This is a genomic window from Streptomyces pinistramenti, assembly GCF_020564935.1.
Taxonomy (GTDB): domain Bacteria; phylum Actinomycetota; class Actinomycetes; order Streptomycetales; family Streptomycetaceae; genus Streptomyces; species Streptomyces pinistramenti.
In genome coordinates, this window is record NZ_JAJCXB010000007.1 from 150,317 (window position 1) to 176,502 (window position 26,186).

Sequence of the window (26,186 nt, forward strand, 5' to 3'; positions counted from 1 at the left end):
TGGCCGCGCCCGCCGGCCCTCCGCACACTGAGCAGATGCGCCTGGGTACTGCGGCGGCTGCGGCCGCCACCACCGTGATCGGCGCCGGGGCGGCCGCGGTGGCGGTCGGCCGGTACGCCGGCGACGCCATCCTGAAGCCGTCCCCCGACCACCCCTTCCCGGGCGACTCCCGCCTCACGGTGCACTCCGTCACCGACGAGCTGATCACCCTCACCCGCAGCCTGGCGTCCCTGCGGCCCGGCACCTACGGCCTCACCGGCAGCGGCTGCCACGCCGTCGTCGGCCCCGTCGTGCACCACACCCCGCACCCCGCGGACACCGTCGTACGCCGCCTGGAGCGGGTCACCCACGGGACGCTCGCCCCGGGCATCCGGATGCGGCTGACCCCGCAGGTGTACATCGGCAACCCGCGCGACGCGCTCGGCCTGGAATGCGCCGACGTCGACATCCCCGGCGAACTCGGCGCCCTTCCGGCCTGGTTCGTCCCCGGCGCCCGCGAGACCTGGGTCATCACCGCGCACGGCCTGGGCACCACCCGCGAGCACCCGATGGTCGTCCTGCCGTTCCTGCGGCGCCACCAGCTCCCGGTCCTCGACCTCGCCCACCGCAACGACGTCGGCGCCCCGCAGACCGCCGACCGTGTGCACCACCTCGGGGACACCGAGTGGCGCGACCTGGACGCGGCGATCCGCTACGCGATCCGCTACGGCGCCCGCGACGTGGTCCTGCACGGCTGGTCCACCGGCGCCACGATGGCGCTGCGGGCCGCCGTCAACTCCGCGCTGCGCGGCCGTATCCGCGGCCTCGTCCTGGACTCGCCGGTCCTCGACCGCCGCGCGACCGTCCGCGCGCTGGCCGCCGCCCGCCGCGTGCCACGCGCCCTGCTGCCCCTGGCCGTCCGCGCCGCCGAAGGCCACACGGGACTGCCCGTCGACCGTCTCGCGGACGCGGTCGACCCCGCGGCGCTGACCGTCCCCACCCTGCTCTTCCACGGCCCGGACGACACGCTCGCGCCCTGGACCTTCTCCCGCGCCTTCGCCGCCCGCCGCCCGGAGCTGATCACCTTTCACCCCGTGCCGCACGCCCCGCACGCCGCGATGTGGAACGCCGACCCGGCGCGCTACGAAGAGGTGCTGCGCCGCTTCCTCACCCCGCTGATGTGACCCGCGGCGGGCTCGCGCCGGCCGTCCCGGCGCCGCCGTCCGGTGACACGGGGGCGTACAGGGGGACAACTCGCCACAACCGTGATGGGTCGCCGAGGTGCCGCGAGGTGCGCAGGCCGTAACCCGTCACCCGATTGGGTTTTCGGGCCGTCAGCGGCAAGACTGCTCCTGTGACGTCCCGTACTCCGCGCGACTCCCGGCTCCGACTCGTCCCCCGACAACCGATTGCCGCCGCCCGCCGGGCGGTGAGCACCCGGGCCGCCCGGCCGGCCCCGCGCCCGCCCGAGGGCACCCCGCCGCCCGCGGAACTGGCGCGGCAGGCGCGCGCCGCGCTGTCCGGCGCGGCCCGCCTGGCCCGCTGGGCCGACGGCGCGGACGCCGGGCTGCGGGCCGGCCGGGACGGCGCGCTGCCGGCCGCCGCGGTGGAACGCGCGGCCGGGGCGCTGGGGCTGCCCGCCGCGCAGGTGCGCGCCGACTGGGACCGCGCACGGCTCGCCGGGCTCATCGAACTGCACGGCGGCCTCGCCCGCGCCGGCTGGCGGCTGCGCGCCTGGGACCGTGACGACACCGCGGCGCTGCGCGGCTGGGTCGCCCTCTTCGACGCCTGGTCGCTGGCCCGCCCCGCTCCGGAGGGCGCGGGGCCGACGATCGTCGCCGAAGTGGTCGAAGCGGTGCCGCAGTTGCTGTCCCTGCTGCATCTGTCGGCGGGGCCGGTACGGCTGCCGATGCTGCTGGACATGCTCGACCAGCGGGTCGCCGAACTGCGCACCGAGCGCTGCGAGGTGCCGTACGGGCCGCGGCAGGACGACCCGGACGCCGAAGGGCCGGTGGACGACGCCGCGCGGGCGTCACTGGCCGGCCTGCTGGACTGGGCGCTGGCCTCCCTCACCACCGTCGGGGCACTGGTGCCGCCGCAGGGCGTGGAGGCGGTCGACGGCGGCCGCGAGGCGCAACTGACGCCGCTGGGCAACTGGTCGGTGTGGGTCAAGCTGGAGCAGATCTGCGTCGCCGCCCAGAGCCCGGCGGGGAACATCGAGCAGACCGCGGCGGCGATGCTGCGCGGCTGCGCCCGGCTCACCCCGGGACCGGCCCGCGCCGAGTACCGCGCCTGGCTCGCCGCCCGCTCCGTCGGCGCCGCGGTCGAGGAACTCCTCGTCGTGGCCCGCGGCGAGGACGCGCTGCTGCGCGGGCTGGCCTTCGAGGCGCTGCGCGCGGTCGGCGCCCCCGCCGAGCCCGCCGTACGCGCGGCCGCCGACGAGCCGGCCCTGCGGCCGTACGCCCTGCTGTGGCTGGTCGAGCACGAGGGCGGCGACCCGGAGACCGCGCCGGACGTGCTCACGCGCGAGGAGTCGACCTGGCTGTGGGTGGACACCGCCGCGGCCGTCGCCGACCACGGCGAGAGTCAACTGCTCATCCGGCACCTCGACTCGGCGGTCCAGGGCTCCGTCCCGCGCCTCCTGGAAGAGGTACGGGCGGTCGGTCACCCGCGCACCGTGCAGGTCCTGGTGGCACTGGCCGCGGCGCACCCCGACCCGGCGCTGGCCAAGGCCGTGCGCCGGGCGGCCTTCCAGGTGCACACCGGCGGGGTGTGAGACCCGGGCCGGCGTGCGCGTCCCGGGAGGGCGGGCGGCACCGGCCCGTCCTCGTCAGGACGCGGCACCGGGGACGTACGTCCCGAAGCTCCAGATGTTGCCCTCGGCGTCCCGGGCCAGGTAGTCCCGCGAGCCGTACTCCTGGTCCGTGGGAGGTATCAGGATCTCCGCCCCGGCCGCCGCGGCCCGTGCGCAGTGCGCGTCGGTGTCCCCGACGACGACGTAGACGGCGGTCGGCCCGGCGCCCGTCATCGCCGTGTCGAAGGCACCGCCGCGGCCCTTCGAGCCGAGCATCACCCGGCCGTTGCCGTGGGACAGTTCGGCGTGCAGCACCGTGCCGTCCTCGCTCTCGTACAGTGCTTCCTTCTTGAAGCCGAAGGCGCGGGTGAGCTGCCGGATCGCCGCGTGGGCGTCGCGGTAGAGCAGGGCGGGATAGAGGCTGGGTGCGGTCGCCGGGTCGAGGGTCATGGCATCCGCCTTTCCGGGAACGCGGTGTTCCCTTGCGTCCGTGGGCCCGCGCGGCCGCGCGCCCGGACCTCCGTGAGATCTGCATCACAGTCTCGCAGTCGGCACTGACAATGCATCCGCGGTACCCGTGCACGCCATGCCGCCTGTGGGCCCCGCGTGCGGGCCGCCGGGCCGCCGGTGCGGGCTCCGCGGCCGGGAAAAGTGGTTGCGCGGCACCGTTAGACTGCCTGTATGGCAGTTCTCCTTTGGGTTCATTAGACGGCGTAGACCGCTCTCGGACCGTCCGTCCATTCCGCCGTCTTCCTGCCCTGGAGTTTTTCCGTGATCACCGCCTCCGGCCTTGAGCTGCGCGCCGGCGCCCGCGTCCTCATCGAATCCGCGTCCTTCCGTATCGCCAAGGGCGACCGCATCGGCCTGGTCGGCCGCAACGGCGCCGGCAAGACCACGCTCACCAAGGTGCTGGCCGGCGAGGGGATCCCCGCCGCCGGCTCGGTCGCCCGCTCCGGCGACGTCGGCTACCTCCCGCAGGACCCGCGCACCGGCGACATGGACGTCCTCGCCCGCGACCGCATCCTGTCCGCCCGTGACCTGGACTCCGTGCTCCGTAAGATGCGGGAGAACGAGGACCGGATGGCGAACGGCAAGGGCGCCACCCGCGACAAGGCGATGAAGAAGTACGAGCGCCTGGAGACCGAGTTCCTGACCAAGGGCGGGTACGCGGCCGAGGCGGAGGCCGCGACCATCGCCGCCAGCCTCGGCCTGCCCGACCGGATCCTCGGCCAGCCGCTGCACACCCTCTCCGGCGGCCAGCGGCGGCGCGTCGAGCTGGCCCGGATCCTCTTCTCGGATTCCGACACCCTGCTGCTCGACGAGCCGACCAACCACCTCGACGCCGACTCCATCGTCTGGCTGCGTGACTACCTCAAGACCTACCGCGGCGGCTTCATCGTGATCTCCCACGATGAAGATCTGGTCGAGACCGTCGTCAACAAGGTCTTCTACCTCGACGCCAACCGCTCGCAGATCGACATCTACAACATGGGCTGGAGGCTCTACCAGCAGCAGCGCGAGGCCGACGAGAGGCGCCGCAAGCGCGAGCGGCAGAACGCCGAGAAGAAGGCCGCGGCCCTCAACTCGCAGGCCGACAAGATGCGCGCCAAGGCCACCAAGACCGTCGCGGCCCAGAACATGGCCAAGCGCGCCGAGCGGCTGCTGGCCGGCCTCGACGAGGTCCGTGCGTCGGACAAGGTCGCCAAGCTGCGCTTCCCCGACCCCGCGCCGTGCGGCAAGACCCCGCTCACCGCCGAGGGCCTGTCGAAGTCCTACGGCTCGCTGGAGATCTTCACCGACGTCGACCTGGCCATCGACAAGGGCTCCCGGGTCGTCATCCTCGGCCTGAACGGCGCCGGCAAGACCACCCTCCTGCGGCTGCTGGCCGGCGTCGAGACCCCGGACACCGGCGAGGTGCGCCCCGGTCACGGCCTCAAGATCGGCTACTACGCCCAGGAGCACGAGACGCTGGATCCGGACCGCACGGTCCTGGAGAACATGCGCTCCGCCGCCCCCGACATGGACCTCGTCGCCATCCGCAAGACGCTGGGTTCCTTCCTCTTCTCGGGCGACGACGTCGACAAGCCCGCAGGCGTGCTCTCCGGCGGCGAGAAGACTCGGCTCGCCCTGGCGACGCTGGTCGTCTCCTCCGCCAACGTCCTGCTGCTCGACGAGCCCACCAACAACCTCGACCCGGCCAGCCGCGAGGAGATCCTCGGTGCGCTGCACACCTTCACCGGCGCCGTCGTCCTGGTTTCCCACGACGAGGGAGCGGTGGACGCGCTGGAGCCGGAGCGCATCATCCTGCTGCCCGACGGCGTCGAGGACCTGTGGGGCCAGGACTACGCGGACCTGGTCGCGCTGGCCTGATCAACCCCGTATGGATCATTCGGCCGACGGGTGATCCATCATCTGAGTGAGAACGGCTCGTACACCGGCGAGCCTGCGACACGAGGCCGGGCCCACCGGGGCCCGGCTTTCGCATGTCCGGCCGCATACCCTCTGACCTGGCGCTTTTCGCACATCGCGGCACGGAGTGCGGGCCGGAGGGGCGGCGGGAGCGGTGCCCGTCCAATTCGTCCGGGTACGGACGGTTGGCAAGGTGGTGTCATCGACCTTGCTGAATGGGTGGCCAGGAAGCCGGGGAGGGGTGATCATGAGAGTCCAGAGCGCACTTCCCACGAGGAGGCACGGGTGGCCGAGACTCTGAAGAAGGGCAGCCGGGTAACCGGCGCCGCGCGCGAGAAGCTCGCGGCAGACCTGAAGAAGAAGTACGACTCCGGAGCGAGCATCCGGGCGCTGGCCGAAGAGACCGGCCGCTCCTATGGATTCGTGCACCGGATGCTCAGTGAATCCGGTGTGTCCCTGCGCGGTCGGGGCGGAGCAACGAGGGGCAAGAAGGCCACCTCGGCCTGACGACCGCGACTCCGGGTATTGCACGGTGTCCCCCCGGCCGGTCGAGCAGTCGGCCGGGAGGTTACCGTTCAGTCACTTACGCACGCTGGTGCGACTGGCTGACTCGGAGGCGTCTGATGACTCTGCTCGACAAAGACGGTGTGCGGCTCACCGTGGACGGCGAGATCGCCACGGTGACCCTCGCCCACGCGGCGAAGCGCAATGCCCAGTCGCCGGCCATGTGGCGGGCGCTGGCCGAAGCGGGTTCGCTGCTGCCGGGCACGGTGCGGATCGCGGTACTGCGCGGTGAGGGCAAGTCCTTCTCCGCGGGCCTCGACCGGCGGGCATTCACACCGGAAGGCTTCGACGGCGAGCCGTCGTTCCTCGACATGGCGCGCGGCTCGGACAGTGAGCTGGACGCCACCATCGCCGCGTACCAGGACGCGTTCACCTGGTGGCGGCGCACCGACCTGGTGTCCATCGCCGCGGTGCAGGGCCATGCCATCGGTGCGGGCTTCCAGCTCGCCCTTGCTTGTGATCTGCGGGTGTGCGCGCAGGACGTGCAGTTCGCGATGCGTGAGACCAGCCTGGGCCTGGTGCCCGATCTGACGGGTACGCACCCGTTGGTCGGACTCGTGGGCTATGCGCGTGCGTTGGAGATCTGTGCCACCGGGCGGTTCGTGCATGCCGATGAGGCCGGGCGGATCGGCCTGGCCAACCTGGTCGTGCCCGGCGACGAGTTGGATGCCGCGGTGTCCGACCTGGCCTCGGCCCTGATCGCGGCGCCGCGCGACGCGGTCATCGAGACCAAGGCGCTGCTGGCCGGCGCCGTCGGCCGCAGCTTCGATGAACAGCGCACCGCCGAGCGGGCCGCCCAGGGCCGTCGGCTGCGCGATCTCGCCGGCGTCGGCGAGTAACCGCCTGCGGTCCGCGGACCGGCCCCGGCCCACCACGGTGGCCGGGGCCGGTCGCCGTTCACGGCCGTGAACGGCGCGGGCGGCAGCCGGATGCGGCACCCGGCTGCCGCATCCCCGAGGCGGGCCCGGGGGAGCGCACCTACTGTGGGCGCCGGAGCGGCAGGCCGTTCCTCGCCTCGGAAAGGGACGATCGGAGATGACCGACAGCGAGCAGTGGAACCGGTCCGGAGCCTCCGGTGGGGCGTCGGGCGGAGCGACGGCGTCCGGTGGTGCGCGCGGTGGTGTTGACCCCGCGTCCCGTGGGCGTACGACCATCGCCGACGGCGTCGTGGAGAAGATCGCCGGTCTCGCGGCCCGCGACGTGGCCGGTGTGCACGCGATGGGCAGCGGTTTCGCGCGCACTCTCGGCGCGGTACGCGACCGGGTGCCGGGCGGCGGCAGGTCGGGCACCGTGACCCGCGGCGTGAAGGCCGAGGTCGGTGAGGTGCAGACCGCACTCGACCTGGAAATCGTGGTGGAGTACGGCGTCTCCATCGCCGACGTGGCCCGCGCGGTCCGGGAGGAAGTGATCTCCGCCGTCGAGCGGATGACCGGTCTTGAGGTCGTCGAGGTCAACATCGCGGTGAGCGATGTGAAGCTGCCCGACGAGGAGGACGAGGAAGCGGAAGCGGAATCCAGGCTCCAGTAGCCGGCCCCTGCGGCAGCAGGTCCCGGCGGCCGTCGGACGCGGCCGGAGCGGCTAGTGAAGGAGCGCACGATGAGTATGGCCGTGGTCGGTCTTCTGGCCGGTATGGCGCTGGGTTTCGCCGGGTACTTCGGCGGTTTCGGGGCCTTTGTCCTGGTGGCGGCCCTGGGCGCCATCGGTTTCGTGGCCGGCCGGTTCCTGGACGGGGACCTGGAGGCCGGCGATTTCTTCCGTACGCGGTCCGGCGGCCGCGACGAGCGGCGGCGGTGAGCCCGGGTGGCGACGCTGTCCATGGCGGCCGCCGTCGCCGAGGTGCCGGCCGGGGAGCGGGGCGCGACGCGGGTCGCCGACCGGGTGGTGGCGAAGATCGCCGCCCAGGCGGCCCGCGAGGCGCTGCGCACCGCGGCGCCGGACACCCGCACCGACGCCCACGCGTCGGTGACCATCCGCAGGCGGGACGACCGGCAGAGCCTCGGTGAGGCGCATGTGCGGGTGGCCGTGGAGCTGGGCTACCCGTCCGACATCGGTGCGCAGTGCGGCACGGTGCGGTACCAAGTCGCCGAGCGGGTAAGGGCGTTGGCGGGCATGGAGGTGCCCGATGTGGCGGTGGAGGTGGAGCGCCTGCACTCACCGCTGGAGGAGTCGGCGGGCCGGGAACGGGTGCGATGAGCGACGACGAGCCCACCCGGAGACTGCCGGTCATCGAGAAAGAAGCGGCCCCCGCCGGCCCGCCACGGCCGGACGCCGCACAGCGGGCCCAGGCGTACGGCAGGGCGGGCCGCTTCTGGTCGTCCCGCAGGGTTCCGGCGGCGATCGTCGCGCTGGTCCTGCTGGCCGCCGCCGGGCTGCTGCTCTACGACGTGGCGGCGGTGCGGGCCGGCCGCCCGGCGATGGCCTGGCGCAAACGGCTCGCCGGTGAACTGGCCACCCGGCACCTGGACAACGCCTGGGTGCTCGGCGCCGCGGCGGCCGCCGTGCTGATCGGCTTCTGGCTGATCCTGCTGGCGCTCACGCCGGGGCTGCGCGGGCTGCTGCCGATGCGCCGCACGGCCCCGGACGTCCGGGCCGGGCTCGACCGGTCGGCCGCCGCCCTGGTGCTGCGCGACCGTGCCATGGAGGTGCCCGGCGTCCAGTCCGTGCAGCTGTCGGTGCGCCGCCGTAAGACGAGGGCCAGGGCGGTCTCGCACTTCAGGGAGCTGGACGAGGTGCGTACGGATCTCCGCGCGGCGCTCGGTGAAGGGCTGCAACAGCTGGGACTGGCGCGGCGGATGGGTCTTTCCGTCCGGGTCCGGCGTCCGAAGAAGGGGTGAGCGTGCGATGCGCAAGGTCCGCAGAACCGTCAACCGGGTGTTGCTGGGGCTGATCGGCGCGGTGCTGCTGGGCACCGGCGGTGTGGTGCTGCTCGCCGGTCTCGGCCTCGCGTCGGCGTGGCACTTCTCGCTGCCCGGCGGTTGGCCGTGGACCCGCCCCGACGACGTCCTGCTGTCCGATGAGCACCGCACCCGGTGGGTGGACCGCGGCTGGTGGTGGCCCGCGGTCATCGCCGTCCTCGCGGTCGTCGTCCTGCTGCTCCTGTGGTGGCTCCTGGGCCAGCTGCGCCGCCGTCGGCTGGGCCAGATCCTGGTCGACAGCGGGGACGGCGAAGGGGCGACGCTGCGCGGCCGGGCGCTGGAGGGGGTGCTGGCCGCCGAGACGGAGGCGCTGGACGGGGTGGAGCGGGCCGGGGTGCGGCTGACCGGACGCCGCACCCGGCCGCAGGTGCGGGCCGTCCTGGCGCTGGCCCCGCACGCCGACCCCGGCACCGTCCTGCTGCGGTTCTCGGACGGGGCGGTGGCCCGTGCGCGCGGCTCGGCCGGGCTGGAGCGGCTGCCCGCCGAGGTGCGGCTGCGCGCGGTGCGGCACCGCGCCGAACGGGTCAGCTGACGCGGCGCCGTACGGGACCTGCGGCGCACGCCGGTACGTGCGCCGCCCGGCCGTCAGAATCCGTGCCGTGCCCCGCCGTCCACCGGCACCATCACGCCGGTGAGGTAGGAAGCGGCGGGCGAGAGCAGGAACGCCGCGGTCCTGCCGAATTCGGCGGGCTCGCCGTAGCGGCCCAGCGGGATCGCCGCGGAGTTGCGGGCGCGGGAGCCCTCGGGGTCGCCGGAGTGCGCGTCGAGCTGGGTCATCCGGTCGGTGGCGATCCGGCCGGGCAGCACGCCGACGACCCGGATGCCGCGCGGGCCCAGCTCGTTGGCGAGCGACTTGGCGAAGCCGGCCAGGCCGGGGCGCAGGCCGTTGGAGACGGTCAGGCCGTCGATCGGCTCGTGCACCGAACCGGACAGCACGAAGCCGATGACGCCGTCTTCGCCCAGCTCCGCCGCCACGGTGCGGGCCAGCCGGACCGCGCCGAGGAAGACCGCGTCGAAGGCGGCCTGCCACTGTGCGTCGGTGGTGTCGGCCGCCGATCCGGGCGGCGGGCCGCCGACGCTGATGAGGACGCCGTCGAGGCGCCCGAACCGCTCGCGGGCGGCGGCGACCAGGCGGGCCGCGGACTGCGGGTCGGCGTTGTCGGCCGCGACGCCCAGGGCGTGCTCGCCCAGCTCTGCCGCGGCCGCCGCCGCGCTCTCCTCGGTGCGTCCGGTGAGGACGACGTGGGCGCCGTCGGCGACCAGTTCGCGGGCGGTGGCGAAGCCGAGGCCGCGGGTGGCTCCGGTGACGAGGTATGTCCGGTCGGTGAGTCCAAGATCCATGGCTCTAGGGTCTCGCGTCCGCCCCCGCGCCGTCGAGCAGGGTGAAGGCGGTCCCGATCAGGCCGACGTGGCTGAACGCCTGCGGAAAGTTGCCCAGTTGCCGGCCGGCTCCCGGGTCGTACTCCTCGGCGAGCAGTCCGACGTCGTTGCGGAGCGCGAGCAGCCGCGCGAACAGGGCGTGGGCCTCGTCGGGCCTGCCGGTCAGATGGAGGGCTTCGGCGAGCCAGAACGAGCAGGCCAGGAAGGTGCCTTCGCCGCCGGGCAGGCCGTCGACGGAGCTGCCGTCGGTGGCGTAGCGGCGTACCAGGCCGTCGTGCGTCAGCTCGTTGCGGATCGTGTCGACGGTGCCGATGACGCGCGGGTCGCTGCCCGGCAGGAAGCCGAGGCGGGGGATGAGCAGGGTTGCCGCGTCCAGCTCGGTGGAGCCGTAGGACTGGGTGAAGGTGCCGCGTGCGGCGTCGTAGCCCTTGTCGCAGACCTCGCGGTGGATGGCGTCGCGCATCGCCCGCCAGCGCGTCGCGTCGCCCCGGGCGGAGGGGTGTGCCTCGACGGTGCGTACCGCGCGGTCGGCGGCGACCCAGGCCATGACCTTGGAGTGGACGAAGTGCCGGCGCGGGCCGCGGATCTCCCACAGTCCTTCGTCGGGGTCGCGCCAGGTGGATTCGAGGTAGTCCACCAGGGACCGCTGGATGTTCCAGGCATGCGGCTCCGACGGCAGGCCGGCGGTGCGGGCGCTGTGGAAGGAGTCCAGCACCTCGCCGTAGACGTCGAGCTGGCGCTGGTCGACGGCGGCGTTGCCGATGCGTACCGGAGTGGAGCCGGCGAATCCGGACAGCCAGGGCAACTGGGATTCCGGCAGCCGCCGTTCGCCGGCCAGCCCGTACATGATCTGGAGGTCGTCGGGGGCGCCGGCCACCGCGCGCAGCAGCCAGTCGCGCCAGGCCGACGCCTCCTCCAGGTAGCCGGCGGCGAGCAGCGAGTTGAGGGTCAGGGTGGCGTCCCGCAGCCAGCAGTAGCGGTAGTCCCAGTTGCGGACGCCGCCCACCTCCTCGGGCAGGGACGTGGTGGGCGCGGCGACGATGCCGCCGGTGGGGCCGTAGGTCAGCGCCTTGAGGGTGATCAGCGAGCGGATCACGGCCTCGCGGTGCGGCCCGGTGTAGCGGCAGCGCGCCGACCAGGTATGCCAGTCGTCCAGGGTGCAGTCCAGCGCGTCGTACGGATCGATGAGCAGCGGCCTGGGCTCGTGCGAGGGGTGCCAGGTCAGGATGAAGGCGACCTGCTCCCCCTGGGCGACGGTGAACTCCGAGCGGGTGCTGAAGTCCTTTCCGTAGGTGGTGACTTGGGGGTCGTTGCGCAGCCAGACCGAGTCCGGCCCGGCGACCGCGACCCGGCAGCCTTCGGTGTGCCGCACCCAGGGCACCACCCGGCCGTAGTCGAACCGCAGCCGCAGGACGCCGCGCATGTCGACGCGGCCGCGCAGGCCCTCGACGATGCGGATGACGTCGGGGGCGCGGTCACGCTGCGGCATGAAGTCGGTGACCTTGACGCTGCCCGTCGGGGTGTCCCAGACGGTGTCCAGGACGAGCGAGTCGCCGCGGTAGGAGCGGGTGGCGCAGGCGTCGGCCCCGGCGGGCGCCAGCCGCCAGTGGCCGTTGTCCTTGCCGCCGACGAGGGCGGCGAAGCAGGCGCCGGAGTCGAAGCGCGGCACGCACAGCCAGTCGATGGAGCCGTCGCGGCCGACGAGGGCGGCGGTCTGCAGATCGCCGATGAGCGCGTAGTCCTCGATACGTGGGGGCATCCAGCGCCCCTTCCCGCGGGGCGGGGGAGCTATTCGGGGGTGGGGGCTGTCCGGGCTACCGCGTCGGCCGGTGCCGCGGCCTCGGCGTCCGCCGCCGCCGGCACATCCCCGGTCCCGTCGGTCTCTCCCGGTGGCCCTGCCGCCGCGCCGGCCTTCTCGGCGGCCTCCGCCGCCTGGTCCCGGCGTTCGCGGCGTACCAGGATGACCCAGCCGACCGGCACCGCCGCGGCGAACAGCCACCACTGGACCGCGTACGCCATGTGCGGGCCGATGCTGTCGTGGTCCGGCTCGGGGACCTGTTCCGGCGTGCCGCCCGCCGAGCGCGGCGCGGTCTGCTCGATGTAGCCGCCGAGCACCGGGCGGTGCAGCCTCTGCGCCTGCTGCCCGCTGTTGATGAGCATCACCTGGCGGGCCGGCAGGCCCTGGGTGTTCTTGATCCCGCTGCCCGCGGTGGTCTCGTCGGCCATCATCCGGCCGGTCACGCTGACCGTGTCCTTGGGGGCGGCCGGGACGTCGGGGAACTTGGTGAGGTCGTTGCCCGCCGGGATCCAGCCGCGGTTGACCAGCACGGTCCGCCCGTGGGCGAGGTTCAGGGGGGTGAGGACGTAGTAGCCGATGCTCGACTCGTCGGAGCCGGTGCGCTGGCGGACCACGACCTCGTGCGCGGCGTCGTACGTGCCGGTGGCGGTGACCCGGCGCCACATGTCGTCGTGCGGCAGCGTCCTGCCGGGAGCCGCCAGGTCGGTGACCGGGACCGGCTTCGCGTGCAGGTTGTCCGCGATGAGCTGGTTCTGCGCGACCTTGTGCTCATGACGATGGAGCTGCCAGAAGCCCAGCTTGATCATTACCGGGATCAGGACGAGGCCCACGAGGGTGAGGATCACCCACTGCCGGGACAACAGGAAGCGGTACACGGCTTTGACGGTACCTGGAGCGTGACGACCCCCGAGCAGGGGGTCCTGCCGGGGGCCGTCACGGTGCGCCGGGGCGCGCCAGGGGTCAGACTCTGTCGACGATGCCCATCCTCCCCTCGGAGCGGGCGCAGTGGGCGCCGCAGTACCAGTGGCCCTCGGCCTCGACGCCCTGGCCGATGACCTGGCACCGGCAGTGCTCACAGATGGGCGCCATGCGGTGGATGGCGCAGGAGAAGCAGTCGAAGACGTGCACCGCGCCCTGCGCGTGCACCTCGAACGTCATTCCGTATTCGTTTCCGCAGACCTCGCAACGTGCCATGCGCCACAGGGTGGCGCGGGCCGGCCACGGGACGAGGCGTCGGCGGGTGTGTTGGCCGCGCTTCACCCGGACGCAGGCGCCACGTCCTGGAGCAGCTGCATGAAGGCGGCCTCGTCGATCACGACCGTGCCGAACGAGCGGGCCTTGGCGGTCTTGGACGTCTGCGCGTCGGGGTCGTTGGTCACCAGCAGGCTGGTGAGCCGGGACAGGCTCGTCGCGACGTGCAGCCCGGCCTCGACGGCGCGGTCCTCCAGTAGTTCGCGGTCGACGGAGGTGTCCCCGGAGAAGGCGACCCGCATGCCCTGCACCAGCCGGCCGCCCGCTTCGTAGCGCCCCGGATTGGGGTACGGGCAGGCGGGGCGCTTGCGGGACGGCCGCCAGGTGCCGGGGCGGTACGACGCCGAGTCCGTGTGCTGCCGGGGCGCCGGGGTGTCGGACCATTCGGTGAGCGGCTGGCAGGTCAGCAGCGGCAGGCGCAGATTCTCCCGCGCGGCCCGGCGCAGGCTGGGCCGGAACGCCTCGGCCAGCACCCGGGCGTCGTCCAGGGCGTGGTGGGCGCGCTCCTGCACCACGCCGTAGTGGGCGGCGAGGGACTCCAGCTTGTGGTTGGGCAGCGGGAGGCGCAGTTCCTTGGAGAGCGCGATCGTGCACAGCCGGCGGTCCACCGGGGCCACCGCGCGGGCGCGCGCGTACTCCCGCGCGATCATCGACCAGTCGAACATGGCGTTGTGCGCGACCAGTACGCGGTCCGCCAGGCGGCGGGACAGCTCGGGGACGATCTCCGGGAAGAGCGGGGCGCCGGACAGCACCTCGCTGGTGAGGCCGTGGATCCACACCGGGCCCGGATCGCGCTGCGGGTTGACCAGGGTGTACCAGTGGTCCTGGAACTCGCCCTGCGCGTCGAGTTGGTACACGGCGGCGGAGATGATCCGGTCGTCGCGGGCCAGTCCTGTGGTCTCGACGTCGACCACCGCGTAGCCCTCCGGATACGCGTCCGGCCAGGGGGCCGGCGGGGTCGGCGGTCCCGGCTGCTGCCCGATCCTCGGCGTGATCGGGTCGGCTGCTGCCATGTGGTCTTCGAGCATGGTCACTGAGGATACGGGCCGGGACCGACAGTCACCGAACCGCCGTCGGCCCGGCCCCCGCGCGGGCGGCATCCCCGCGCCGGCCGCCCGGCATCCGCTCACGGCCGGTCAGGCGGATCCGGCGGGCCGGACGGTGACGAGAGCGAGGCGGGCGTAAGTGAATAAAAGGGGCAAGTTTCCGACCAGTGGTTACCGGTGGTACAGGGGTGTCGGCAGCTGACGGCGCGTCTTACATACTTATCGGTAACCACCTCTAGCGGCGCCCCGTCCGCCGCCCTTATGGTGCGGGGCATGCCGCACCTTCCCGATGTCGTGCTGTGGTCCGTTCCCGCTTTCGTCCTGCTCACCGTCATCGAGATGGTGAGCTACCGCCTGCACCCCGACGAGGACGCGGCGGGCTACGAGGCCAAGGACGCGGCCACCAGTGTCGGCATGGGACTCGGCAGCCTGGTCTTCGACGCGCTGTGGAAGATCCCGATCGTCGCGATCTACGCCGCGGTCTACGAACTCACCCCGCTGCGCGTGCCGGTGCTGTGGTGGACGCTGCTGCTGATGCTGCTCGCGCAGGACTTCTTCTACTACTGGTCGCACCGCGGCCACCACGTCATCCGCATCCTGTGGGCCTGCCACGTCGTGCACCACTCCAGCAAGAAGTTCAACCTCACCACCGCGCTGCGGCAGCCCTGGACGACCTGGACCGTCTGGCCGTTCTACGTGCCGTTGGTCGCGCTCGGCGTGCATCCGGCGGCCATCGCCTTCTGCTCCGGCGCGAACCTCGTCTACCAGTTCTGGGTGCACACCGAGCGGGTCGGCAAACTGCCCAGGCCCTTCGAGTTCGTCCTCAACACCCCCTCCCACCACCGCGTCCACCACGCCTCGCAGGGCGGCTACCTGGACCGCAACTTCGGCGGGATCCTGATCGTCTGGGACCGGATGTTCGGCTCGTTCGTCCCCGAGACCGAGCGGCCGGTCTACGGCCTCACCAAGAACATCGACACCTTCAACCCGCTGCGCGTCGCCACCCACGAGTACGCCGCCATCGCCCGCGACATCCGGGCGGCAGGCAGCTGGAGCGAGCGCGCCGGGCGGGTGTTCCGCGGCCCCGGCTGGCAGCCGGCCGACACCAACTCCCGGACGTCCGCTGCGCCTTCGCCGTCCGGCCGGGCCGCCGAAGCCGCTCCCGCGACGGCGGCCACCGCGGGCGAGCGCACCGCGTGAGCCCGCTGCGTCCGCGGCCCCGCGCCGCCCGGCTGCTGCTCGCCGTCTTCGCGGTGCTGGCCGCCGTCCACCTCACCGCGCTGCTCCTGCGCGCCGCCGGACCGGGCCACGGCCCCGCCGACCTCGTCGTCCACCTCACCAAACCCGCGCTGATGCCGGTCCTGGCCGGCTACGCACTCAGCCGCGGCGGCCCGCCGCTGCTGGCCGCCGCGCTGGTGTGCGGCTGCGCGGGCGACACCCTCCTCCAGGCGGGCGGCGACACCCTCTTCCTGCTGGGCATGGGCGCGTTCGCCGCCGGACACCTCTGCTACCTCGCGCTGTCCGCACGCCACGGCACGGCGCTGCGGCGGAGCCGTACCGGCGCGGCGGCCGCCGTCTACCTCGTCGCCTGGGCCGCCACCGTGACGCTGCTGTGGCCCGGCCTGCCCGCCGCGATGCGCGTCCCGGTGGCCGGATACAGCCTGCTGCTCACCGCGATGGCCTTCGGTGCCCTCCGTGCCGGTCCCCTCGCCGCGGCCGGCGGACTGCTCTTCCTGCTCTCCGACACCCTCATCGCCACCGGCATCGCCGACTGGCCGCAGCTTCCCGAGCCGCAGTTCTGGGTCATGCTCAGCTATGCCGCCGCCCAGTTCGCGCTGGCCGGCGGGGTGCTGCGGGCCGCCGCCGCGGGCCCCGCGCCACCCCCGTACGACACCGCGCCGGCCTGCCGCGAAGCGGTCTGACCGCCCGCCCGCCGCCCCGCTGCCCGCAGCCCGGCCCCCGCGTGCTTGAGTCTCCCCCCGTGGGAGACCCGAAAGTGGAGGGCATGTACGAGGACGGCACGGGCCTGGTCACGATCGGCGCCTTGGCTCATCTGACCGGAATCCCGGTCAAGACCATCCGGAACTGGTCGGACCTGGACCTGCTGCCGCCCGCCGCCCGCACCCCCGCGGGCTACCGGCTGTACGGCCCCGACGCCCCCGCCCGCCTGGAAATCGTGCGCACGCTGCGCGAACTGGGCCTGGGGACGGCGGCGATCCGGTCCGTCCTGCACCGCGAGAGCACCGTCGCCGAGACGGCGGCACGCTGGGCGGACGCCCTGGATGCGCAGATCCGCACCCTGCGGCTGCAATGCGCCGTACTGCGCTCGGTGGCCGCGCGGGGCAGCGCAGCAGAGGAGCTGCCGGACATGACCGCAATCGCCCGCCTCTCGGCCGGGGAACGCCGCCGCATCATCGCGGACTTCATCGACGACGCCCTGGACGGAGTGGACGCCCCCGCCTACCGCAGCGGCCTGCTGGCCGCCACCCCTGACCTGCCCGACGACCCGACGCCGGAACAGATCGGCGCCTGGATCGAACTGGCCGCACTGGTCCGCGAGCCGGAACTGCGGTCCGCACTGCGGCGGTTGGCCGAATACAGCGCACAGCACACACCCGGGGCCGGGCAGCCGGACGCCGGACAGGAGACGGGAGAGGCCGCCTCGCTGCGCGTCGCGGAGCTGATGCGCGAGCGCGGCGAGGCGGCGCTGGCCGCCGGCGTCGCCCCGGACTCGCCGGCCGCGGCCCCCTACGTCGCCGAACTCGTCGCCGCCTGGCTCCCCACCCAGGCGGCCACCGCCGACCCGCCGGACGGGGACGGCGCCGCCGCCCGCGACCGGCTGCGGGAACAGCTGGAGGCCGCCGCGGAACCGTCCGTCGCGCGCTACTGGGAACTGCTCTGCGCGCTCACCGGCCGCCCCGCGCCGCCCCGTTGGGACCGCGCGGGCACCTGGACCGCCGCCGCCCTGCGCGCCCACCGCACCCCGGTGGGGATCGACCGCACCGCCTTCGCGGAGTGCGACCCGGACCGGGTGCTGTACGCCTACGAGACGGTCGCCCGCGAGGTCGCCACCCTGGCCGCCGCCGTACGGCCCGCCGACCTGGAGCTGCCGACCCCGTGCGGCGGCTGGCGGGTGCGCGAACTGCTCGGCCACCTGGTGTGGGAGAACCTCATGGCCGCCTCGGTCGCCGACGGCACCCCGCGCACCGACCACGCCGCCGACCACCTCGGCGACGACCACGCCACCGCCTTCGAGGAGAGCACGCGGGCCGCGCTCGCCGCGTTCACCGGCAGCGGCATGCTGCACCGCACCTTCGGGCCGTACGCGGCACCGGGCGCGATGCTCGTCCAGCAGGTCGTCGTCGAACTCCTCGCGCACGGCTGGGATCTGGCGCGGGCCATCGGCGCGCCGACCGGGCTGGCGCCGGAGGTCGCCGAGGAGACGCTGGCCGCCGCACGGCGGATCTACGGCGCCGCGCCGCGCACCGAAGGCGGCTCCTTCGCCCCGGAGCGCCCCGCCCCGCCCGGCGCGACCGCCGCCGACCGCCTCGCCGCGTACCTGGGCCGCGACATGTCGCACCCACCGGCCGCACGTCTCTGACGGGAAAGCTCAACACCCCGACAGCAGTGCTGACTTGACGGTGGCTCAGCACCCTCTCCGCAGCGCGCCGATGCTCAACGGGGGCAGCGGGATGCGGGGGCCGTACCAGCGGCCTGGTCCCGCGCCCTGCCGCCGGGGTGCCGGCGGATCGACGGCGAGCGGGACCGGCAGCCGCACGCTGCCGAACGGGCGCCGCCCGGGACGGGACGGCTGGGGGAGGGGCGGATGCGGCGGCGGATTCACATCCGGCACAACGAACCGCACGCCGGGCGGTGGCGGCCGACCGACCCATTGGCTGCGGAATTCAACCATCAACCCCTGTTGAAAGCAGTGGCCGCACCTCTACGATGCGTGATCCACGTCACTTGCCTGTCCTCCGCCGTCGTCCCGCCGGCGGTCACCCCGTGTCAGGAGAATCCGTGAGCAGCGCACCGCCCTCCGGCCCCGGGCCGCACCAGCCGCCGTCCGGCGGCACCCCGGAAACCGGCCCGGCATCTGCAGACACCGTCCGGCCGCCCCCCACCGAAGCGGGCCCCGGCGGCGTTCCGTACCCCTTCACCGAGGTGCAGGCGAGCGGCGAGTTCGCCGAACTGCGCCACGCACACCGCTCGTTCGCCTTCCCGCTCACGGTCGCCTTCATCGCCTGGTACCTCGCCTACGTCCTGCTGTCCAGCTACGCGGGCGGCTTCATGGCACTCAAGATCCTCGGCCACGTCAACGTCGCCCTCGTCCTCGGCCTCGCCCAGTTCCTCACCACCTTCCTCATCGCCTGGTGGTACTCCCGCCACGCGGCGGCCCGGCTCGACCCCAGGGCCGAGGCCATCAAGACCCGCCTGGAGGGCGACGCATGAACCTCACGCAGCAGCCGCTCGCCCTCCAGCTCGCCGCGGGCGGCGCGGGCGAGCACCGCACCCTGATCGTCAGCCTCTTCGCCGTCTTCGTCGCCGCCACGCTCGGCATCACCGTCTGGGCCGGCCGCCAGACCAGGAGCGCCGAGGACTTCTACGCCGGCGGCCGCCAGTTCAGCGGCTTCCAGAACGGCCTGGCCATCTCGGGCGACTACATGTCCGCCGCGTCCTTCCTGGGTATCGCGGGCGCCATCGCGCTCTCCGGCTACGACGGCTTCCTCTACTCCATCGGCTTCCTCGTCGCCTGGCTCGTCGCCCTGCTCCTGGTCGCCGAACCGCTGCGCAACTCGGGCCGCTACACCATGGGCGACGTCCTCGCCTACCGGATGCGCCAGCGCCCGGTGCGCACCGCGGCCGGCGCCTCCACCATCGTCGTCTCGATCTTCTACCTGCTCGCGCAGATGGCCGGCGCCGGCGCCCTGGTCACCCTGCTCCTCGGCATCACCAGCGAGACCGGCAAGATCCTCGTCGTCGTCCTCGTCGGCATCGTGATGATCCTGTACGTCTCCATCGGCGGCATGAAGGGCACCACCTGGGTCCAGATGGTCAAGGCGGTGCTGCTGATCGCCGGCACCCTGCTGATCACGTTCCTGGTGCTGCTGAAGTTCCACTTCAACATCTCCTCGCTGCTCGGCGCCGCCGCCGAGAACAGCGGCAAGGGCGCCGCCTTCCTGGAGCCCGGCCTCAAGTACGGTGTGAGCGCCACCTCGAAGATCGACTTCATCTCCCTGGGCATCGCCCTGGTACTCGGCACCGCAGGACTGCCGCACATCCTCATCCGCTTCTACACCGTGCCCACGGCCAAGGCCGCCCGGAAGTCCGTGAACTGGGCGATCGGCATCATCGGCGTCTTCTACCTGATGACCATCGCGCTGGGCTTCGGCGCCGCCGCCCTCATCAAGCCCGGCGCGATCACCGCGTCCAACAAGGCGGGCAACACCGCCGCGCCGCTGCTCGCCCAGCAGATCGGCGGCGGCCCCGACTCCACCGGCGGTGCGATCCTGCTCGCCGTCATCTCCGCGGTCGCCTTCGCCACCATCCTCGCGGTGGTCGCCGGGCTCACCCTCGCCTCGTCCTCGTCCTTCGCGCACGACCTCTACGTGAACGTCATCCGCAAGGGCAGGGCCACCGAGAAGGAAGAGGTCGGCGCGGCCCGCTGGGCGACCGTCGGCATCGGCGCCGTCGCCATCGTCCTCGGCGTCTTCGCCCGCGGCCTGAACGTCGCGGGCCTGGTCGCGCTCGCCTTCGCCGTCGCCGCGTCCGCCAACCTCCCGACGCTGCTCTACAGCCTGTTCTGGAAGCGCTTCACCACCCAGGGCGCCCTGTGGTCCATCTACGGCGGCCTGGCCTCATCCGTCGTCCTCGTGCTCTTCTCACCGGTCGTCTCCGGTGCCGGGACCTCGATGTTCCCCGGCGTGGACTTCCACTTCTTCCCGCTGGAGAACCCGGGTCTGATCTCCATCCCGCTGGGCTTCCTCCTCGGCTGGCTGGGATCCCGGCTCTCCAAGGAGGAGCCCGACGTGAAGAAGTACGCCGAACTGGAGGTCCGTTCACTGACCGGCACCGGGGCGCACTGAGCCGACGTACGGCCCCGGGGCGCATCGCACATCCGCACGGACCCCGGGCGGGGCGGCATCGTAGAGATATACGACGCCACCCCGCTCACCTCGTGCTTCTCACGCCTGCTCACTGTCACCCCCATCGCGTAGGCTCGAAGAGTAATGATCCGAATCGGGGAGGGGGTCCAGTGCTCATCGACACCTACGGTCGGGTGGCCACCGACCTGCGCGTATCGCTCACCGACCGCTGCAACCTGCGGTGCACGTACTGCATGCCGGAAGAGGGCCTGCAGTGGCTCGCCAAGCCCGACCTGCTCACCGACGACGAAATCGTCCGGCTCATCCGCATCGCCGTCACCGAGCTGGGCATCGACGAGGTCCGCTTCACCGGCGGCGAGCCCCTGCTCCGCCCCGGCCTGACCGGCATCGTCGAACGCGTCGCCGCCCTGACCCCCCGCCCTCAGATGTCGCTGACCACCAACGGCATAGGGCTGGAACGCACCGCCGCCGCCCTGCGCGAAGCCGGCCTGGACCGCGTCAACGTCTCGCTCGACACCCTCCGCCCGGACGTCTTCCAGACCATGACCCGCCGCAAGCGGCACGGCGACGTACTGCGCGGCCTGGCCGCCGCCCACGCCGCCGGACTGACCCCGGTCAAGGTCAACACCGTCCTGATGCGCGGGCTCAACGACGACGAGGCCCCCGACCTGCTCGCCTGGGCCGTGGAGAACTCCTACGAACTCCGCTTCATCGAGCAGATGCCGCTCGACGCCCAGCACGGCTGGAAGCGCGACGGCATGATCACCGCGGGCGACATCCTCGCCTCCCTCCGCACCCGCTTCACGCTGACCCCCGAGGGCGAGGAGAAGCGCGGCGCGGCGCCCGCCGAACGCTGGATCGTGGACGGCGGACCGCACCGCGTCGGCGTCATCGCCTCGGTCACCCGACCGTTCTGCCGGGCCTGCGACCGCACCCGGCTGACCGCTGACGGACAGGTGCGGACCTGCCTGTTCGCCACCGAGGAGACCGATCTGCGCTCGGCCCTGCGCTCGGACGCGCCGGATGCCGAGATCGCCCGCATATGGAAGCTCGCGATGTGGGGCAAGAAGGCCGGATCCGGGCTCGACGACCCGTCCTTCCTCCAGCCCGAGCGGCCCATGTCGGCGATCGGCGGCTGAGCCCGGCCCCCCGCGCGCGGCCTGCGCCCGGCCCGCACGGAGCCGACGGCCACCGCAGGCCGGGCCGCCCGCCGACGGTTCAGCTCCCGGAGGCCGAGGACTCCCAATCCTCCAGCGTCACCACGTCCTTGAGGAAGCCGCGCACGTCCAGGAACTGCGACAGATGCTCCCGGTGCTCCTCGCAGGCCAGCCAGGTCTTGCGGCGGTCGGGAGTGTGCAGCTTCGGGTTGTTCCAGGCCAGCACCCACACCGCGGCGGCGCGGCAGCCCTTGGCCGAGCAGATGACGGCGCTCTCGGTGGAGCCGGGAAGATCAGGGGAGTTCACAGCCTCAACCCTACGTCCCGTACCGCGCGGCGCCGACGGTCCCGCCAACTGCCCTGCGGCACAAGCCGAACAGGGCGACGCCGGGCAGCCACGGGGGGAGCCGCCCGGCGTCGGTCCATCGCTCCGACGGGGGATGCGGAGCGCAGACGCAGTATGTCACGCGAGGGTGGGGCGGGTGCACTGGATCCGCAGGATTGCTCGGAGTTGATCTGAGGCTCCCTTGAGCTTCCGCACTGCCCGAAGCTCAGCCGTGGCCGGCCTGCCGGTCCGTCGCGTCCGCCTGTCCGGGTTCCGCTACCGGCTCCGCGGGCCGGTCACCGCCGCCGGGCGCCAGCGCCGGACGGGCCGGCGCCGCGACGAACGTCGAAGGGAGCGAAGGGACGTTCTCCCGGCCCGCGTTGGCGATGACGACCGCCACGTACGGCAGCCCGAAGCCCAGTACCAGCGTCGCGATAGCGATGGGCCGCTCGACGTTCCAGAGCACGATGGTGAGCACCACGGCCACCGTCCGTACCACCATCGAGATCACATAGCGCCGCTGCCGTCCCCGCACATCGTCGGACAGCCCCTGCCGGGCCCCCGTGATCCGGAAGGTCTCAGCGCTGCTCTGCTTCCGCATCACGTTCCACCACCTGGTCGCTCATGCCGGATTCTCCCCGCTTCCGGACGCTCCCACGGTACGCCGCGGGTGCGCCCGGTACGAGACCGGGGCGTGCCATCGGGTGCCCGGACGGTGCCCGACGCACGGCGTACGCCGGGCTCCGGCGTGCGGCGTACGGGAAGCGGCGTGACACTGGCGGGGCACGGTCCGTGCTCCGTTCGCGCCGGAGGAGGCGACATGAATTGGTTGTGGGCCATCATCGTGGGCCTGATCCTGGGCCTGATCGCCAAGGCCATCATCCCGGGCAAGCAGCAGATCCCGCTCTGGCTGACCGTGATCTTCGGAATGCTCGGCAGCGTCCTGGGCAACTGGGTGGCCACCGGGATCGGGGTGAACGACACCAGGGGCATCGACTGGATCCGCCACCTGTGCCAGCTGATCGGCGCGGTCATCATCGTCGCGGTGGGGGACCGGCTCTGGACCGCCCTGCGCGGCAACCGCAGGAAATCCGTGTAGGACACGTCCGCCACGGACCGGCACGCCGGCACGGTACGCACACCCCGCCGGCGTACGGAAACGGCCGGTGCGCGAAGAACGCGCACCGGCCGCCCGTCTGCCCGTGGGATGTCTGCGGGGTGCCTGCCGTACCGCTGCCGGACGGTCAGCGGCCGTCGAGCCGGGCGAGCTTGCGCCCGGCCTTGAGGTAGGCGGTGCCGTCGCCCGCCACCCGCTCGGCGAGCACCTCGGCCAGCGGCCGTACCGCGTCGGCCTCGGCGAGCACCACCGTCTGCTGTCCTTCGGCGCCCTCGACGACCAGCCGCAGCGCGTTCTGCTTCGCCAGCCGCCGGGCCGCCGATGCGCTCGGCGTGAACTCCAGGACCTTGGTGAGCACCGCTGCCACCGTCTCCGTGCCGTGCGCGGCGACGTCGACGACCGGCAGCGACTCGACGTCCGTGAACGACTTCTTGGAGAACTGGGCGACGAACCCGGCCCGCGCGGCCATCGCCGCCTCCAGGCCGTACAGCGCCGTCACGACCTCGCCCGCCAGGATCTTCTTGAGATCCATCGGGTGCAGCGACCGCGCGGTGACCCGGCCCAGGACGAGCGCAATCTCCTCGTCCGTCCACTCCGTCCATGCCTTGAGGTACGGCTCCATCAGCCGGTCGGGGACCGACATGATCTTGCCGAAGACGTCGTCGGCCGGCGCACCGAGCCCGACGTAATTGCCCTTCGACTTGGACATCTTGGCGCCGGTGCCGTCCGTGCCCTCGATCAGCGGCATGGTGACGACCAGCTGCGGCTGCTGCCCGCGCAGCTCCATCAGCTTGCGGCCCATCTGGAGGTTGAGCAGCTGGTCCGAGCCGCCCAGCTCCACGTCGCACTCCAGCGCCACCGAGTCCAGGCCCTGCGCGATCGGGTACAGCAGCTCGGTCATGGTCAGCCCGGAGCCGGCCGCGAGACGGTTGCGGAAGTCCTCACGCTGCAGCAGCTGGGAGGCCGGCACCTGCGAGAGCAGCGACAGCAGCTCGGGGAAGGTGTACGGCGCCAGCCACTCGCTGTTCTGCCGGAAGCTGACGTTCTCGAAGTCGAAGAACGGGCGCACCTGTTCGCGGTAGGTGGCGAGGTTCTTCGCGATGTCGTCGTCGGTCAGCGGCGGACGCTCGGCGGTACGGCCCGACGGGTCGCCGATCTTGGCCGTGAAGTCACCGATGATCAGCGTGACGGCGTGGCCGAGCCGCTGGAACCGGCTGAGGATGATCAGCGGCACGGCATGCCCGAGGTGCACATCGGTCGCGGTCGGGTCGATGCCCAGCTTGATGTGCAGACCCCGGCCCGCCGCGCGACGCTCCTCGATCCGCTCGGCCAGCTTGTCCACACCGGGCAGGACCTCGACCGCACGGGCCGCGATCAGCGCGGCCTGCTCCTTGGCGGGCAGGTCCGTCAGGTCGAGATAGCGCCGGGCGCCCGTCTCCTGGAGCAGCTCCTGGACGGTCGCGTCCGAGGAGAGGTCGGCGGAGAGCAGGGTCGTGGCGCGGGCGACGGATTCGCCGAGGCGTGTCATGGCGTTCCTGATCGGTTGTGGTTCCCGGAGGGGAGGACAAGGGGACAGTCTATTCGGTGTCCGCGCACCGCCCTCGCCTCCCCGGCCGGGGCAGCCCGCTCACACGCCGCGGCTGACCGAACTCATGTGGAAGTCCGGAATGCGCAGCGCCGGCATCGCGGCCCGCGTGAAGTCGTCGCTCCACTCCCGCGGCAGAGTGCGCTCGGTCCGGCCCGCCTCCTCCACGCGCCCCAGCAGATCCACCGGTGACTCGTTGAAGCGGAAGTTGTTGACCTCGCCGACGACCTCGCCCTTGTCCACCAGGTAGACGCCGTCCCGGGTCAGCCCGGTCAGCAGCAGCGTCGCCGGATCCACCTCGCGGATGTACCACAGGCAGGTCAGCAGCAGCGTGGGACCGTCGTGGCCGCTCGCCGCCACCATCTCGTCCAGGGAGCGCGAACCCCCGCCCTCCAGAAGGAGGTTGTCGATACCGGGCGCCACCGGGAGCCCGGTCAGCGCGGCGCTGTGCCGGGTGGTCGGCAGCTGGCGGAGCACGCCGTCGCGCACCCAGTCGGTGGCCGCAAGCGGCAGCCCGTTGTCGAAGACGGAGGCGTCGTCGCCCGAGGCGTGTGCCAGCACGAACGGGGCGCATTCGAGCCCGGCGGCAAGCGGATCGCTGCGCAGGGTCAGCGGCAGCGCGGACAGCCGTTCGCCCACCCGGGTACCCGCCCCGGGACGCGAGCCCGCCGCGGCGTCTTCGGGCCGGGAGAAGACCGTCCGGCCCTCGGCGGCATCCCGGGCCGCCGAGGACCACATCTGGCAGATCAGCAGATCGGCGACGGCGGTCGGCGGCAGCAGCGTCTCGTACCGCCCGGCCGGCAGCTCCACCCGCCGCTCGGCCCAGGCCAGCCGCCCCGCCAGCTCGGCGTCCAGCGCCACCGGGTCGACATCGGTGAAGTCGCAGGTGGCCCGGCCCGCCCACGCCGAACGGGCCGCGCCCGCGCCGGAACCGGCCGCTTTCGCGTTCACCTCCAGCGTCCCGGTCGGCTGGTCGTGCCGCAGCCGCAGCCCGGCCGACGTGCCCAGATACGAGGAGACGACGCCGTGCTGGGCGAAGCCGTACAGTGCGCGCCCGCCGGACCCGGCCTGCCGGAACGCCTCGCCGAGCGCCGGCGCGAAGGCGGCGAACACCTCGGGCGAGGTGGTGGCGGGCGCCGCGGTGAACCCGGCGTCCGCGGCCCCGCCGCCGACCAGCGGCTGCGCGTCCTCGGCGGGCCCCGCCTCCCGCGCCGCCGCCTCCGCCGCGCGCACCAGCGGCTCCAGATCGTCCGCGGTCACCGCCGACCGGGTCACGACGCCGGAGGCGGTGCCCCGCCCGCCGTTCACCGTCGCGACGACCGTGACCGTACGGCCGCGGGTGACGCCGTTGGTGGTCAGCGCATTCCCCGCCCAGCGCAGGTTGGCGCTGGAATGCTCATCGGCGATGACCACGCAGCCGTCGGCCCGTGACAGGTCCAGGGCCCGCTCGACGATCTCGTGCGGTGCGCCGCTGCGCGAATTCATCGAACGGGAACGCATCGACCGGCCTCCTGTGAGGTGTTGAGGACGTTTTGCCGCGTGAACAGGGAGTTCACCGGGGGAGCGGAAGGCGCACCCGTCCGACGGGCATCCATGCAGGCCGGTGTCGACCTGGGAGGAGAGCCTATCGAGCGGTGCGGTGCCGGTGGAGGCGTGCGACGAAGCGCGACCTGGCCGGCGCCTGCACGTGGTGACCGGCCACCGTCCGGCAGGTCGAGCGCGCGAGTCACTCAACAGTCTCCAGCGATCGGAACGCGCT

The 26,186-nt window shown here is 73.0% G+C and carries 27 protein-coding genes; 17 read left to right on the plus strand and 10 right to left on the minus strand.

The features are described 5' to 3' along the window. The first annotated feature begins 35 nt into the window (after positions 1–35). Positions 36–1,163, plus strand: coding sequence for an alpha/beta hydrolase (locus tag LIU39_RS07745; protein WP_227045823.1), 1,128 nt, complete (start codon positions 36–38; stop codon positions 1,161–1,163). 170 nt (positions 1,164–1,333) lie between these two features. Continuing rightward, a complete protein-coding gene (locus LIU39_RS07750; protein WP_227045824.1) occupies positions 1,334–2,755 on the plus strand; it encodes a hypothetical protein in 1,422 nt (473 codons plus the stop codon). 54 nt (positions 2,756–2,809) lie between these two features. Here LIU39_RS07750 and LIU39_RS07755 read toward each other — a convergent pair whose 3' ends face one another. Next, positions 2,810–3,223 (minus strand): VOC family protein, encoded by a 414-nt coding sequence (locus LIU39_RS07755; protein ID WP_227045825.1) that lies wholly within the window; start codon positions 3,221–3,223, stop codon positions 2,810–2,812. 321 nt (positions 3,224–3,544) lie between these two features. On the opposite strand from LIU39_RS07755, the gene LIU39_RS07760 reads away from it, so the two are divergent. From LIU39_RS07760 to amaP, 8 genes are all read left to right on the plus strand, one after another. Continuing rightward, the gene (locus LIU39_RS07760) at positions 3,545–5,143 is read left to right on the plus strand and encodes an ABC-F family ATP-binding cassette domain-containing protein (protein WP_227045826.1); all 1,599 of its coding nucleotides are present in this window, start codon (positions 3,545–3,547) and stop codon (positions 5,141–5,143) included. Between the two features lie 324 nt (positions 5,144–5,467). After that, entirely contained in the window at positions 5,468–5,689 is a 222-nt protein-coding gene (locus LIU39_RS07765; RefSeq protein WP_030283073.1) for a helix-turn-helix domain-containing protein, read from the plus strand. Between the two features lie 116 nt (positions 5,690–5,805). Further along, entirely contained in the window at positions 5,806–6,585 is a 780-nt protein-coding gene (locus LIU39_RS07770) for an enoyl-CoA hydratase/isomerase family protein (RefSeq protein ID WP_227045827.1), read from the plus strand. A 196-nt stretch (positions 6,586–6,781) separates the two neighbouring features. Then, positions 6,782–7,273, plus strand: a complete 492-nt coding sequence (locus tag LIU39_RS07775; RefSeq protein WP_227045828.1) for an Asp23/Gls24 family envelope stress response protein — start codon at positions 6,782–6,784, stop codon at positions 7,271–7,273. Positions 7,274–7,342: 69 nt separating this feature from the next. Then, positions 7,343–7,540, plus strand: coding sequence for a hypothetical protein (locus tag LIU39_RS07780; protein WP_227045829.1), 198 nt, complete (start codon positions 7,343–7,345; stop codon positions 7,538–7,540). Positions 7,541–7,561: 21 nt separating this feature from the next. Continuing rightward, positions 7,562–7,939 (plus strand): Asp23/Gls24 family envelope stress response protein, encoded by a 378-nt coding sequence (locus LIU39_RS07785; protein ID WP_227045878.1) that lies wholly within the window; start codon positions 7,562–7,564, stop codon positions 7,937–7,939. Then, complete coding sequence (locus LIU39_RS07790; RefSeq protein WP_227045830.1) at positions 7,936–8,580, plus strand: DUF6286 domain-containing protein; 645 nt, start codon at positions 7,936–7,938, stop codon at positions 8,578–8,580. The genes LIU39_RS07785 and LIU39_RS07790 overlap by 4 nt, the downstream gene beginning before the upstream one ends. Positions 8,581–8,587: 7 nt before the next feature. Beyond that, a complete protein-coding gene (gene amaP, locus LIU39_RS07795; RefSeq protein ID WP_227045831.1) occupies positions 8,588–9,193 on the plus strand; it encodes an alkaline shock response membrane anchor protein AmaP in 606 nt (201 codons plus the stop codon). 53 nt (positions 9,194–9,246) lie between these two features. On the opposite strand, the gene LIU39_RS07800 is transcribed toward amaP, so the two are convergent. The 5 genes from LIU39_RS07800 to LIU39_RS07820 all read right to left on the minus strand — a co-directional run bounded on the left by LIU39_RS07800 (position 9,247) and on the right by LIU39_RS07820 (position 14,118). Then, entirely contained in the window at positions 9,247–10,002 is a 756-nt protein-coding gene (locus LIU39_RS07800) for an SDR family oxidoreductase (RefSeq protein ID WP_227045832.1), read from the minus strand. A 4-nt stretch (positions 10,003–10,006) separates the two neighbouring features. Beyond that, positions 10,007–11,800 (minus strand): glycoside hydrolase family 15 protein, encoded by a 1,794-nt coding sequence (locus tag LIU39_RS07805; RefSeq protein ID WP_227045833.1) that lies wholly within the window; start codon positions 11,798–11,800, stop codon positions 10,007–10,009. Positions 11,801–11,829: 29 nt separating this feature from the next. Further along, the gene (locus LIU39_RS07810) at positions 11,830–12,714 is read right to left on the minus strand and encodes an SURF1 family cytochrome oxidase biogenesis protein (protein WP_227045834.1); all 885 of its coding nucleotides are present in this window, start codon (positions 12,712–12,714) and stop codon (positions 11,830–11,832) included. A gap of 85 nt (positions 12,715–12,799) precedes the next feature. Then, positions 12,800–13,033: a metallothionein gene (locus LIU39_RS07815; protein WP_227045835.1), complete on the minus strand. Its 234-nt coding sequence runs from the start codon at positions 13,031–13,033 to the stop codon at positions 12,800–12,802. Positions 13,034–13,095: 62 nt separating this feature from the next. Continuing rightward, positions 13,096–14,118, minus strand: a complete 1,023-nt coding sequence (locus LIU39_RS07820) for a DEDDh family exonuclease (RefSeq protein WP_227045836.1) — start codon at positions 14,116–14,118, stop codon at positions 13,096–13,098. A 291-nt stretch (positions 14,119–14,409) separates the two neighbouring features. Between LIU39_RS07820 and LIU39_RS07825 the strand changes: the two genes are divergently transcribed. The 6 genes from LIU39_RS07825 to moaA all read left to right on the plus strand — a co-directional run bounded on the left by LIU39_RS07825 (position 14,410) and on the right by moaA (position 21,382). After that, entirely contained in the window at positions 14,410–15,336 is a 927-nt protein-coding gene (locus LIU39_RS07825; RefSeq protein WP_227045837.1) for a sterol desaturase family protein, read from the plus strand. Then, positions 15,333–16,058, plus strand: coding sequence for a lysoplasmalogenase (locus tag LIU39_RS07830; protein WP_372463824.1), 726 nt, complete (start codon positions 15,333–15,335; stop codon positions 16,056–16,058). The genes LIU39_RS07825 and LIU39_RS07830 overlap by 4 nt, the downstream gene beginning before the upstream one ends. Positions 16,059–16,117: 59 nt before the next feature. Then, positions 16,118–17,737, plus strand: coding sequence for a TIGR03086 family metal-binding protein (locus tag LIU39_RS07835; protein ID WP_227045838.1), 1,620 nt, complete (start codon positions 16,118–16,120; stop codon positions 17,735–17,737). A gap of 419 nt (positions 17,738–18,156) precedes the next feature. Beyond that, positions 18,157–18,588, plus strand: coding sequence for a DUF485 domain-containing protein (locus LIU39_RS07840; RefSeq protein WP_227045839.1), 432 nt, complete (start codon positions 18,157–18,159; stop codon positions 18,586–18,588). After that, on the plus strand, positions 18,585–20,222 hold the full coding sequence (locus tag LIU39_RS07845; RefSeq protein ID WP_227045840.1) for a monocarboxylic acid transporter: 1,638 nt from the start codon (positions 18,585–18,587) through the stop codon (positions 20,220–20,222). The genes LIU39_RS07840 and LIU39_RS07845 overlap by 4 nt, the downstream gene beginning before the upstream one ends. A 170-nt stretch (positions 20,223–20,392) precedes the next feature. Further along, positions 20,393–21,382 (plus strand): GTP 3',8-cyclase MoaA, encoded by a 990-nt coding sequence (moaA, locus tag LIU39_RS07850; RefSeq protein ID WP_227045841.1) that lies wholly within the window; start codon positions 20,393–20,395, stop codon positions 21,380–21,382. Positions 21,383–21,461: 79 nt separating this feature from the next. Here moaA and LIU39_RS07855 read toward each other — a convergent pair whose 3' ends face one another. Both LIU39_RS07855 and LIU39_RS07860 read right to left on the minus strand, forming a co-directional pair. After that, positions 21,462–21,707, minus strand: a complete 246-nt coding sequence (locus LIU39_RS07855) for a hypothetical protein (protein WP_227045842.1) — start codon at positions 21,705–21,707, stop codon at positions 21,462–21,464. A 244-nt stretch (positions 21,708–21,951) separates the two neighbouring features. Next, positions 21,952–22,326, minus strand: a complete 375-nt coding sequence (locus tag LIU39_RS07860) for a DUF3099 domain-containing protein (protein ID WP_227045843.1) — start codon at positions 22,324–22,326, stop codon at positions 21,952–21,954. Positions 22,327–22,545: 219 nt separating this feature from the next. Here LIU39_RS07860 and LIU39_RS07865 point away from each other — a divergent pair, with 219 nt between their 5' ends. Further along, complete coding sequence (locus LIU39_RS07865) at positions 22,546–22,824, plus strand: GlsB/YeaQ/YmgE family stress response membrane protein (RefSeq protein WP_227045844.1); 279 nt, start codon at positions 22,546–22,548, stop codon at positions 22,822–22,824. 145 nt (positions 22,825–22,969) lie between these two features. On the opposite strand, the gene tyrS is transcribed toward LIU39_RS07865, so the two are convergent. Together tyrS and LIU39_RS07875 are read right to left on the minus strand one after the other, a co-directional pair. Continuing rightward, a complete protein-coding gene (tyrS, locus tag LIU39_RS07870) occupies positions 22,970–24,370 on the minus strand; it encodes a tyrosine--tRNA ligase (protein WP_227045845.1) in 1,401 nt (466 codons plus the stop codon). 99 nt (positions 24,371–24,469) lie between these two features. After that, a complete protein-coding gene (locus LIU39_RS07875) occupies positions 24,470–25,927 on the minus strand; it encodes a metallopeptidase TldD-related protein (protein ID WP_227045846.1) in 1,458 nt (485 codons plus the stop codon). Positions 25,928–26,186 lie beyond the last annotated feature (259 nt).

What these genes read in the sequence shown, in the direction of transcription:
- LIU39_RS07745 (WP_227045823.1), top strand. Translation starts at nt 36, where the DNA reads ATGCGCCTGGGTACTGCGGCGGCTGCGGCCGCCACCACCGTGATCGGC.
- LIU39_RS07755 (WP_227045825.1), bottom strand. Translation starts at nt 3,223, where the DNA reads ATGACCCTCGACCCGGCGACCGCACCCAGCCTCTATCCCGCCCTGCTC.
- LIU39_RS07770 (WP_227045827.1), top strand. Translation starts at nt 5,806, where the DNA reads ATGACTCTGCTCGACAAAGACGGTGTGCGGCTCACCGTGGACGGCGAG.
- LIU39_RS07775 (WP_227045828.1), top strand. Translation starts at nt 6,782, where the DNA reads ATGACCGACAGCGAGCAGTGGAACCGGTCCGGAGCCTCCGGTGGGGCG.
- LIU39_RS07780 (WP_227045829.1), top strand. Translation starts at nt 7,343, where the DNA reads ATGAGTATGGCCGTGGTCGGTCTTCTGGCCGGTATGGCGCTGGGTTTC.
- LIU39_RS07785 (WP_227045878.1), top strand. Translation starts at nt 7,562, where the DNA reads ATGGCGGCCGCCGTCGCCGAGGTGCCGGCCGGGGAGCGGGGCGCGACG.
- LIU39_RS07790 (WP_227045830.1), top strand. Translation starts at nt 7,936, where the DNA reads ATGAGCGACGACGAGCCCACCCGGAGACTGCCGGTCATCGAGAAAGAA.
- amaP (WP_227045831.1), top strand. Translation starts at nt 8,588, where the DNA reads ATGCGCAAGGTCCGCAGAACCGTCAACCGGGTGTTGCTGGGGCTGATC.
- LIU39_RS07800 (WP_227045832.1), bottom strand. Translation starts at nt 10,002, where the DNA reads ATGGATCTTGGACTCACCGACCGGACATACCTCGTCACCGGAGCCACC.
- LIU39_RS07805 (WP_227045833.1), bottom strand. Translation starts at nt 11,800, where the DNA reads ATGCCCCCACGTATCGAGGACTACGCGCTCATCGGCGATCTGCAGACC.
- LIU39_RS07815 (WP_227045835.1), bottom strand. Translation starts at nt 13,033, where the DNA reads ATGGCACGTTGCGAGGTCTGCGGAAACGAATACGGAATGACGTTCGAG.
- LIU39_RS07820 (WP_227045836.1), bottom strand. Translation starts at nt 14,118, where the DNA reads ATGCTCGAAGACCACATGGCAGCAGCCGACCCGATCACGCCGAGGATC.
- LIU39_RS07825 (WP_227045837.1), top strand. Translation starts at nt 14,410, where the DNA reads ATGCCGCACCTTCCCGATGTCGTGCTGTGGTCCGTTCCCGCTTTCGTC.
- LIU39_RS07845 (WP_227045840.1), top strand. Translation starts at nt 18,585, where the DNA reads ATGAACCTCACGCAGCAGCCGCTCGCCCTCCAGCTCGCCGCGGGCGGC.
- LIU39_RS07860 (WP_227045843.1), bottom strand. Translation starts at nt 22,326, where the DNA reads ATGCGGAAGCAGAGCAGCGCTGAGACCTTCCGGATCACGGGGGCCCGG.
- LIU39_RS07865 (WP_227045844.1), top strand. Translation starts at nt 22,546, where the DNA reads ATGAATTGGTTGTGGGCCATCATCGTGGGCCTGATCCTGGGCCTGATC.
- tyrS (WP_227045845.1), bottom strand. Translation starts at nt 24,370, where the DNA reads ATGACACGCCTCGGCGAATCCGTCGCCCGCGCCACGACCCTGCTCTCC.
- LIU39_RS07875 (WP_227045846.1), bottom strand. Translation starts at nt 25,927, where the DNA reads ATGCGTTCCCGTTCGATGAATTCGCGCAGCGGCGCACCGCACGAGATC.